Raw genomic sequence first — 9,566 nt, forward strand, 5'->3', positions numbered from 1 at the left:
GAGGCCGACGTGCTCCGTGACGAGGGCGAGGCGTACGCGGCGCGGCTGCGGCAGGCGGACGTCCCGGTCGTGTCGGTCCGCTATCACGGCACGATCCACGGTTTCGTCCTGTTCGACCTGCTCCGCGACACGGAGGCGTCCAGGGCGGCACGCATTCAGCTGACGGACACCCTGCACACCGCCCTGCACACCTGACGGTGACCCGGCCCCGGCGCCCTTCCCGCCGGGTCAGGCCGGCCCGTCCACGGGAACGGTGCCGCCCAGCCGCCGCCATTCGCTCGGGGACACCCCGTAGGACGCCTGGAAACGGCGGCTGAAGTGGCTCGGGCTGCTGAACCCGCACCGGGCGGAGACCGCGGCGATGGTCAGACGGTCGTACCGCGCGGAGGCCAGCATGCGCCGCGCCTTCCCGAGCCGCTCCGCGATCAGCCACTGCTCCAGGCTGATCCCCGCCCCGCTGAGCAGCGCGTAGAGCCGGCGGACCGAGACGGCGTGCTCCGCCGCGATCCGCTCCGGCGTCAGGTCGCGGTCCGCGAGGTGGGACCGCGTGTAGGCCATGATCCGGGTGAGCAGGGTGTCGTCCATCGTCGACCTGACCTCGGCGCTCTCCTCGGCGTGCGCGGCCGAGAGGAGCAGGGCGCGGACCAGGTCCGTCGTCGCGGACGCCAGCGCCTCCGCCCCGGGATCGGCCTCCAGCCGGCCGGGATCGCGCCACACGCCCCGCAGGTGCTGCAGCACCAGGCCGTACATCGGACTGGCGCGCAGTCGCAGGGACGCGCGCACCACCGTCTCCACCGGCACGCCGAGGCGGTGCATGTCGAACATGACGGACTGGGACGCCCCGTCGCCGGACCAGCCGTACACGCGGGGCGACAGCTCGTGGAAGACGCAGATGTCGTCGGAGCCCAGGATCTCCCGGCGGCCCGCGACCTGGGCCCGGTGGACGCCCAGGGGCTGGAGCGAGACCGAGACCACGGGGCTGTTCCGGTGGTGGCGCACGTGCTGGGCCGTCCGCCGCACCTCGAAGCCCGAGTTCCGGGTGGCGAAGAGGTCCAGCCCGCCGACCCGCCAGAGCTCCATGCGCGCGTGGATCCCGCTCTCCGGCTCCTCGTGGGCGACGTCGTTGGGCACCAGCGAATCCGTCAACGCGTGGTGGAACGCCTCCACCCGTTCACGGGGCGGCACCTTGTCGAGGTCGAGCAGCAGCACACGGTCTCCCAGAAACGATCATTTCCGGCCATTCTGCCGCACCGGCCGACACGATCGGCCGCCGCGGACGTCCAGGGCGGAGGATGACGCTCAGAGGCAAGAGCCGTGCACTCTCAGAGCTTCGGCCAGCCCTCGCGGTTGGAGCAGGACTCGTAGTCGTACCGGGTGTCGTGGTCCCACTCCTCCCCCGTCGCCGTCTCGTACGCCTCCTCGTGCACGTAGAGCAGGGACTCGCCGCTGCGGAAGGAGTAGCGGGCGAACAGCGCGGGATCGGCGAGCACGCGCTCGTACGCGGTGCGCCCGGAGGCGACCACGGCGGCGCGGGCGTAGAGGAAGCCGTCGTCGCTCAGCGGGAGCGGCCGGTCCTCGGGGTCGTCCGGGTCCGAGGCCGACTGGGTCCCGTACTCCTCGCGGTCGAGGCGGTAGAGGGCCTCGGCGAAGCGCTCGCCGAAGCCGACGATCTCCTCGGCCGGACCGGCGGCGAGCGCGGCGCCGAGCCGTTCGCAGCCGTCGTCGAAGGTCGCGCAGAAGGCGACCGCGGGTTCGCCGCCGATCAGGTCGATCAGCTGCCAGAACCGCTCCCAGGGCAGCTCGGCCGCCGGTTCCTGGTCGATGGTGCTCATGGTCGTTCCGTTCCGCTCGGCGAGTGTGTCGGAACGGATCATTGCACCCGCCACCGACAGGCGGCGGTCACTCGTCGATCCGCTCCCAGCCCCGCCGGACCCGGCCGCCGGCGGGCTGTCGGGGGTCGCGGGCACGGTAGACGATGTACGGGCGGAAGAGGTACTGCACGGGGGCGCTGAACATGTGCACCAGGCGGGTGAAGGGCAGCAGCGCGAACAGCAGCAGGCCGACCACCGCGTGCACCTTGAACGCGACCGGCACGTCCGCCATCCGGCTCACGTCCGGACTCAGGGTAAACAGGCTACGGGCCCACGGGGCGATGGTGGAGCGGTAGTCGTAGCCGGAGTCGAGCGAGGAGTGCATCAGCTTGGCGGCCAGGCCGAGCACGATCGCCGCGAGCAGCACCACGTACATCAGCTTGTCGTTGCGGGTGGTGGCGCGCAGCACGGCGGGGTTGCGGCGCCGGCGGTAGAGCAGCACGAGGATGCCGGCGACCGCCAGGAAGCCCGCCGCGCAGCCGGCGAAGAGCGAGAGCAGGTGGTAGGCGTGCTCGTCGAGGCCGACGGCGTCCGTCCAGGAGGCGGGCACGAACAGGCCCATGAGGTGGCCGGCCAGCACGAAGAGGATGCCGTAGTGGAACACCGGGGAGGCGATGTTCAGCAGGCGGGATTCGTAGAGCTCGGAGGAGCGGGTGGTCCAGCCGAACCTGTCGTAGCGGTGGCGCCAGACGAGTCCGGAGACCAGCAGCGCCGCCGCGATGTACGGCAGCGCGCCCCAGAGGAAGGTGTCCATCGATCGGGTCTCCCGTCAGGTGGGCAGGACGGGCAGCAGGCCGAGGTGCCCGTACGGCGGGGTGTCCAGGCCGACCTGTTCGCGCGGCGGCCCGCCCCGGGCGAGCGCCAGCGCGGCGGCGCGGTCCCTGGGCGACGGCCCGGGCAGGGTGGCGCAGACGGCGGTGAGCACGTGCGCGTACGGCGTGCCGTGCTCGGTGAGGGCCAGCCGCAGGAGTTCCAGGGCGGGCCGGTGCCCGCGCAGCAGCGCCTCGTCACCGGTGGCCGCGGTGAACTCCAGGACCGCGGGCAGGAAGTCGGGCAGGTCCTCGCCGGTGAACTCCAGTCCGTGCGCGCGGTAGGCGGCTTTGAAGCGCAGCAGGGCCTCGCCGCGCCGGCGGGTGTCGCCGTCGGTCCACCAGCTGAGGTGCAGGCTGTGCCGCTGCGTGAAGTCGAAGACCTCGACGTAGTGGCGGGCCAGTTCACCGGCGGGCCGGGCCCCGGCCCAGTCGAGGAAGGCGCGCAGCGGCGCGGCGGCGGCGTGCCGGACCGGCCGGATCAGCTCGGCGAGCGGGCCCGGCGGGGCCTCCGGGTAGCAGAGGCAGTCGGCCGCGGCCCGGCGCACCAGCGCACGCGGGTCGGCCGTCACGGCGAGGACTCCTCGGGCGGTGCCGGGCGGTCGGCGTTCTGGCGCCGGCGCAGCCCGTGGAAGGTCTCGATGGTGACCAGGGGCAGCGAGCGCCGTCCCGATCCGGCGCCGAACGGACCGTCGGTGCCGTCGGGCGCCCCGTCGGCGTGGTCGAGTCCGCAGCCGGCGGGCAGCGCGGACTCCTCCAGCCGTTCGGCGTCGGCGCGGGCCGCGGTCGGGATGACGTAGCGGTCCTCGTACTTGGCGATGGCGAGCAGCCGGAAGAGGTCCTCGATCGAGGTGGCGTCGAGTCCAACGGCCTCGGCGGCGGCGGGGTCGGGGTCGCGGCCGAGGTTGACGGCGCGCATGTGGGCGCGCATCGCGGCGAGGCGGTCGAGGGCGGCGCGCACCGGTCCGGGGTCGCCGGCGGTGAAGAGTCCGGCGAGGTAGTCGACGGGGATGCGCAGGGCGTCGATCGCGCCGAAGAGGTTGCCGGCGTCCTCGCCGTCGTGCCCGGCGGCGGCGACCTCCTCGACCACCGGGGAGAGCGGCGGGATGTACCAGACCATCGGCAGGGTGCGGTACTCGGGGTGGAGCGGCAGCGCGACCCGGTAGGTGCTGATCAGCGCGTGCACGGGCGAGCGGCGGGCGGCCTCGATCCAGTCGTGCGGGACGCCGTCGCGCTCGGCGGCGCGCCGCGTCTCGGGGTCCTCGGGGTCCAGGAAGACACCCAGCTGGGCCTCGTACAGGTCGTGTTCGTCCGCGACGGAGGCGGCGGCGGTGACCCGGTCGGCGTCGTAGAGCAGCACGCCGAGGTAGCGCAGCCGCCCGACGCAGGTCTCGGAGCAGACGGTGGGCAGGCCGACCTCGGTGCGCGGGTAGCAGAAGGTGCACTTCTCGGCCTTGCCGGTGCGGTGGTTGAAGTAGATCTTCTTGTACGGGCAGCCGGTGACGCACTGGCGCCAGCCCCGGCAGCCGTCCTGGTCGACCAGGACGATGCCGTCCTCGGCCCGCTTGTAGATCGCTCCGGAGGGGCAGGCGGCGGCGCAGGCCGGGTTGAGGCAGTGCTCGCAGATCCGGGGCAGGTAGAACATGAAGCTCTGCTCGTACTGGAAGCGGATCCGCTCGCCGACCTCCTTGCGCAGCCGTTCGACGTTGGGGTCGGCGGCGGCGTGTTCGGGGGCGCCGCCGAGGTCGTCGTCCCAGTTGGGCGACCATTCGACGGCCATCGGGCGGCCGGTGATCAGCGAGTGCGGCCGGGCGACGGGGTAGTCCTCGCCGAGCGGGGCGTCGGTGAGGGCGCGGTAGTCGTACGTCCAGGGCTCGTAGTAGTCCTGGAGGGTGGGCATGACGGGGTTGGCGAAGATCGAGGCGAGCTTGTGGAGCCGGCCGCCCTGACGCAGTCTGAGCCGTCCGCGCCGGTCGAGCCGCCAGCCTCCGCGCCACTTGTCCTGGTCCTCGTAGCGGCGGGGGTAGCCGAGTCCGGGGCGGGTCTCGACGTTGTTGAACCAGACGTACTCGGTGCCCTGGCGGTTGGTCCAGGTCTGTTTGCAGGTGACCGAACAGGTGTGGCAGCCGATGCACTTGTCGAGGTTCATCACCATGGCGAGCTGGGCCATCACGCGCATCAGTACCGCACCTCCTGGCGGCGCCGGCGGATGACCGTCACCTCGTCGCGCTGGTTGCCGGTCGGGCCGAGGTAGTTGAACGCCCAGGAGAGCTGGGCGTAGCCGCCGATCAGGTGGGTGGGCTTGAGCAGCACCCTGGTGAGCGAGTTGTGGATGCCGCCGCGCCGCCCGCCGGTCTCGGCGCGCGGCACGTTGACGGTGCGCTCCTGCGCGTGGTGCATGTAGACGGTGCCGGGCGGCATGCGGTGCGAGACGACGGCGCGGGCGACGACGACGCCGTTGCGGTTGACGGCCTCGATCCAGTCGTTGTCGGCGACGCCGATCGCGGCGGCGTCCTCGGCCGACATCCAGATCACCTGTCCGCCGCGGGAGAGCGCGAGCATGAGCAGGTTGTCCTGGTACTCGGAGTGGATGGACCACTTGTTGTGCGGGGTGAGGTAGCGGACCGTCACCTCCTTGTGCCCGTCGGCGCCGAGGGCGGGTTCGCCGAACAGCCGGTGGATGTCGAGCGGCGGCCGGTAGACCGGCAGCGCCTCGCCGAGTTCGTGCATCCAGTCGTGGTCGACGAAGAAGTGCTGGCGGCCGCTGAGCGTGTGCCAGGGTTTGAGGTGCTCGGTGTTGAGGGTGAACGGGCTGTAGCGGCGGCCGCCGGACTCGCTGCCGGACCACTCGGGCGAGGTGATGACCGGGGCCGGGGCGGCCTGGGTGTCGGCGTAGGAGATCCGGCGGCCCTCGTGCTCGGCGGCCAGGTGCGCCAACTCCCGGCCGGTGCGGCGTTCCAGGGTGTGGAAGCCCTGGGTGGCGAGCCGGCCGTTGGTGGTGCCGGACAGGGCGAGCACGGTGTCGCACGCCTTGACGGCGGTGTCCAGGGCCGGGCGGCCGTCGGCGGGGCCGCCGCGTACGACGCCGTTGCGGGCCTTCAGCTGCTCGATCTCCTCTTCCGGGTGCAGCACCACGCCCTTGGCGGGCAGGCCGAGCCGCTCGGCCAGCGGGCCGAGGGAGGCCATCTTGGCGGCCACCGCGGTGTAGTCGCGTTCGACGACGGCGAGGTTCGGCATGGTGGCGCCGGGGACGGGTTCGCAAGCGCCGTCCCGCCAGTCGAGGTCGGTGCCCCCGGGCTGGGCGGTCTCGCCGGGGGTGTCGTGCTGCAGCGCGGTGGCGACCAGATCGTGCCGGGTGTCCAGGTGCCCGTGGGCGAGTTCACTGAACCGGGCGGCGATCGCGTGGAAGGCGTCGAAGTCGGTGCGGGCCTGCCAGGGCGGGTCGACGGCGGGGGCGAAGGAGTGCACGTAGGGGTGCATGTCGGTGGAGGAGAGGTCGTGCTTCTCGTACCAGGTGGCGGCGGGCAGCACGACGTCGGACAGCAGGGTGGAGGAGGTCATCCGGAAGTCCAGCGAGAGCAGCAGGTCCACCTTGCCCTCGGGGGCCCGGGCGTGCCAGCGGACGTCGCGCGGGCGCACGTCCTCACCGGCCTCCCGGGCACGCAGCGAGGAGTGGGTGCCCAGCAGGTGTCTGGTGAAGTACTCGGCGCCCTTGGCGGAGGAGCCGAGCAGGTTGGCCCGCCACAGCGTCAGCACCCGGGGCCAGTTGGCCGGGTCGTCCGGGTCCTCGCAGGCGAACTTCAGCCGGCCGGCGCGCAGTTCGGCGACGACGTGGTCCTCGGGGTCGCGGCCGAGGGCGCGGGCCTCGTCGGCGAGGTCGAGCGGGTTGCGGTCGAAGGTCGGGTAGGAGGGCATCCAGCCGAGCCGGGCGGAGCGGGCCAGCAGGTCGACGGTGGCCAGGCCCCGGAAGCGGCCGGTGCCGAGCGGGGAGGCCAGCACGTCGGCGGGGTAGGTGTCGTAGCGCCACTGGTCGGTGTGCAGGAAGAACCAGCCGGTGCCGATCGCCTGCCTGGGCGGGCGGGACCAGTCCAGGGCCCCGGCGAGGGTCGCCCAGCCGGTGATCGGCCGGCACTTCTCCTGGCCCACGTAGTGCGCCCAGCCGCCGCCGTTGCGGCCCTGGCAGCCGGTCAGGGCGAGCAGGGCGAGGAAGGCGCGGTAGATGGTCTCGGAGTGGAACCAGTGGTTGGTTCCGGCGCCCATCAGGATCATGCAGCGGCCCCGCGACTCCTCGGCGGTGCGCGCGAACTCCCGTGCCACCCGGGCGGCCTGGGCGGCGGGCACCGAGGTGTGCCGCTCCTGCCAGGCGGGGGTGCCGGGGGTGTCCGGGTCGTCGTAGGAGGCGGGCCAGCGGCCGGGCAGGCCCTCGCGGCCGACGCCGTACTGGGCGAGCAGCAGGTCGTAGACGGTGGTGACCAGCGCGCCGCCCTCCAGGCGCAGCGCGGGCACGCCCCGGCGCACGGTGTCGCCCCGGCCCTGGCCGTGCTCGCCGCCGTCGGTGTCGAAGCGCGGCAGCAGCACCTCGACGGGGGTGGCGGCGGCCTCGCCGTACAGGGTCAGGCGCGGGCGCAGGCCCTGGAGGTCGAGGTTCCAGCGGCCCTCGCCGGAGGCGGTCCAGCGGAAGCCCAGCGAGCCGTTGGGCACGGCGGGGCGGCCGGTAGCCTCGTCCAGGACGGCGAGCTTCCAGGCGGCGCCCTCGCCGGTGTCGCCGAGGTCGGCGGCGCGCAGGAACTTGGCGGGGGTGAACGCGCCGTCCCGTTCGCCCAGGGTGACCAGGAACGGCAGGTCGGTGAAGCGGCGCACGTAGTCGTCGAAGAACGGGGTGGTGCGCTCGACGAAGAACTCGCGCAGGATCACATGGCCCATGGCGAGGGCGAGGGCGCCGTCGGTGCCCGGGTGGGGGTGCAGCCACTCGTCGGCGAACTTGGTGTTGTCCGCGTAGTCCGGGGAGACCGCCACCACCTTCTGGCCCCGGTAGCGGGCCTCCGCCATCCAGTGCGCGTCCGGGGTGCGGGTGACGGGGACGTTGGAGCCCCACATCATCAGGTAGGCGGCGTCCCACCAGTCCCCCGACTCGGGAACGTCGGTCTGGTCGCCGAACACCTGCGGGGAGGCCACCGGCAGGTCCGCGTACCAGTCGTAGAAGGAGAGCATGGCGGCGCCGATCAGCGAGTGGAAGCGGGCGCCGGCCGCGTGCGAGACGATCGACATCGCCGGGATCGGTGAGAAGCCGGCGATCCGGTCCGGGCCGTAGGCCTTCACGGTGTGCACGTGCGCGGCGGCGACGATCTCCACCGCCTCGTCCCAACCCGCGCGCACCAGGCCGCCCTTGCCCCGGGCCCGCTGGTAGGCGCGGCGGCGCTCCGGGTCGCCGGTGAGCTCCGCCCAGGCCGCCACCGGGTCGCCCAGCCGGGCCCGCGCCTCCCGGTACAGCTCCAGCAGCACGCCGCGCACGTACGGGTAGCGCACCCGGGTCGGCGAGTAGGTGTACCAGGAGAAGGCGGCGCCGCGCGGGCAGCCGCGCGGCTCGTACTCGGGGCGGTCGGGGCCGACGGACGGGTAGTCGGTGGCCTGGGTCTCCCAGGTGATGACGCCGTCCTTGACGAAGACCTTCCAGCGGCAGGAGCCGGTGCAGTTGACGCCGTGGGTGGAGTACACGACCTTGTCGTGGCTCCAGCGGTCCCGGTAGAAGGCGTCGGCCTCACGTCCACCGGTGAGCCGGACGCTGTGCAGGTCGGGCGCGGGCGTGCCGGGGCGGAAAAACCGGCCCGCCCTGAGGAACGCGGCACCGGGCTCGCTCGTCGGCTCGCGCACGTTGACACCCTCCGCTTCCGGGCCGGACCGTGAGCCCATCGAAACCGCGCCGGTGCGCCGCCGCACCCGGGAGGGGGCCCGCCGGGTGACCCGGCCGCCACCGGGGGCCCGGTCCGGCGGCGTCCGGTGGCCGGGTCCGGGTTCGGGCGCTGCGATGGAGCCATGGACGAACGCGGAGGCCCGGCCCCGCAGCGGCGGCGGGGCCCGCGCTGGGACGCGGTCCCGCCCGCGACCGGCGCGGCCGTGATGGCGACCGGGATCATCTCGGTCGGCTTCCACCTGGCCGGCTTCGACGCCCTGTCGATCGCCGACCTCTGGATCGCCGGGGTGCTGTGGCTGCTGCTGGCGCTCGCCTTCATCACCCTGCTGCTCGCCGACCCGGGCGGTTGGACGGCCCGCTCGCGGACCCCGCCCGCGCTCACCGCGGTCGCCGCCACCACCGTGCTGGGCGTCCGCCTCGACCAGCTGGGCTGGACGGTGGTCGCCGAGGTGCTGCTCGCCGTCGCGGCCCTCGCCTGGCCGGTGCTGCTCGTCTCGGTGCTGCGCCACCTCGGGTGGCGGATGCCCGGCGCGGCCTTCCTGATCTGCGTCGCCACCCAGGGCCTGGCCGTGCTCGCCGCCACCCTCGCCCCGCACACCGCCGACTGGCTCGCCCGGGCGGCGCTGCCGGTGTTCGTCCTCGGCCTCCTGCTGTACGGGGACGCGCTGCGCCGCTTCGACCCGCGCCAGGTGACGGCGGGCGCGGGCGACCACTGGGTGGCCGGCGGCGCGATGGCGATCTCCGCGCTGGCCGCGTCCAAGCTCCTCGCCTCCGGGGTGTGGAGCGGCGGCGCGCACACCGCGCTGCGGGTGGTGACGCTGGTGCTGCTCGGCGTCGCGCTGGCCTGGTACGCGGTGCTGGCCGTCGCCGAGCTGCTGCGGCCCCGGCTCCGCTACGACCTGCGGCGCTGGTCGACGGTCTTCCCGCTGGGCATGACGGCGGTGGCCTCGCTGTCGACGGGCGGGGCCCCCCCGG

General features: G+C 73.7%; 8 protein-coding genes. 2 read left to right on the top strand and 6 right to left on the bottom strand.

What is annotated here, in order from left to right; all coding sequences use genetic code 11:
• A partial coding sequence (locus tag ABD308_RS33940; protein ID WP_344343603.1) for an alpha/beta hydrolase occupies positions 1-195 on the top strand: 195 nt, incomplete at its 5' end.
• 33 nt (positions 196-228) lie between these two features.
• Here the strand turns inward: ABD308_RS33940 and ABD308_RS33945 are convergent.
• The 6 genes from ABD308_RS33945 to ABD308_RS33970 all read right to left on the bottom strand — a co-directional run bounded on the left by ABD308_RS33945 (position 229) and on the right by ABD308_RS33970 (position 8,590).
• Complete coding sequence (locus ABD308_RS33945; RefSeq protein ID WP_344343605.1) at positions 229-1,209, bottom strand: helix-turn-helix transcriptional regulator; 981 nt, start codon at positions 1,207-1,209, stop codon at positions 229-231.
• A gap of 113 nt (positions 1,210-1,322) precedes the next feature.
• Positions 1,323-1,832 carry a DUF4240 domain-containing protein gene (locus ABD308_RS33950; protein ID WP_344343607.1) on the bottom strand — a complete coding sequence of 170 codons (510 nt, stop codon included), beginning with the start codon at positions 1,830-1,832 and terminating at the stop codon, positions 1,323-1,325.
• A gap of 67 nt (positions 1,833-1,899) precedes the next feature.
• Positions 1,900-2,625 (bottom strand): respiratory nitrate reductase subunit gamma, encoded by a 726-nt coding sequence (narI, locus tag ABD308_RS33955; RefSeq protein WP_344343609.1) that lies wholly within the window; start codon positions 2,623-2,625, stop codon positions 1,900-1,902.
• 15 nt (positions 2,626-2,640) lie between these two features.
• Positions 2,641-3,252 (bottom strand): nitrate reductase molybdenum cofactor assembly chaperone, encoded by a 612-nt coding sequence (gene narJ, locus ABD308_RS33960; protein ID WP_344343611.1) that lies wholly within the window; start codon positions 3,250-3,252, stop codon positions 2,641-2,643.
• Positions 3,249-4,859: a nitrate reductase subunit beta gene (narH, locus tag ABD308_RS33965; protein WP_344343613.1), complete on the bottom strand. Its 1,611-nt coding sequence runs from the start codon at positions 4,857-4,859 to the stop codon at positions 3,249-3,251. Before narH ends, narJ begins: the two co-directional genes overlap by 4 nt.
• The gene (locus ABD308_RS33970) at positions 4,859-8,590 is read right to left on the bottom strand and encodes a nitrate reductase subunit alpha (protein ID WP_425554919.1); all 3,732 of its coding nucleotides are present in this window, start codon (positions 8,588-8,590) and stop codon (positions 4,859-4,861) included. The genes narH and ABD308_RS33970 overlap by 1 nt, the downstream gene beginning before the upstream one ends.
• Positions 8,591-8,713: 123 nt before the next feature.
• Between ABD308_RS33970 and ABD308_RS33975 the strand changes: the two genes are divergently transcribed.
• A partial coding sequence (locus ABD308_RS33975) for a tellurite resistance/C4-dicarboxylate transporter family protein (protein WP_344343617.1) occupies positions 8,714-9,566 on the top strand: 853 nt, incomplete at its 3' end.

The sequence above is a fragment of the Kitasatospora putterlickiae genome (assembly GCF_039527695.1).
Lineage (GTDB): Bacteria > Actinomycetota > Actinomycetes > Streptomycetales > Streptomycetaceae > Kitasatospora > Kitasatospora putterlickiae.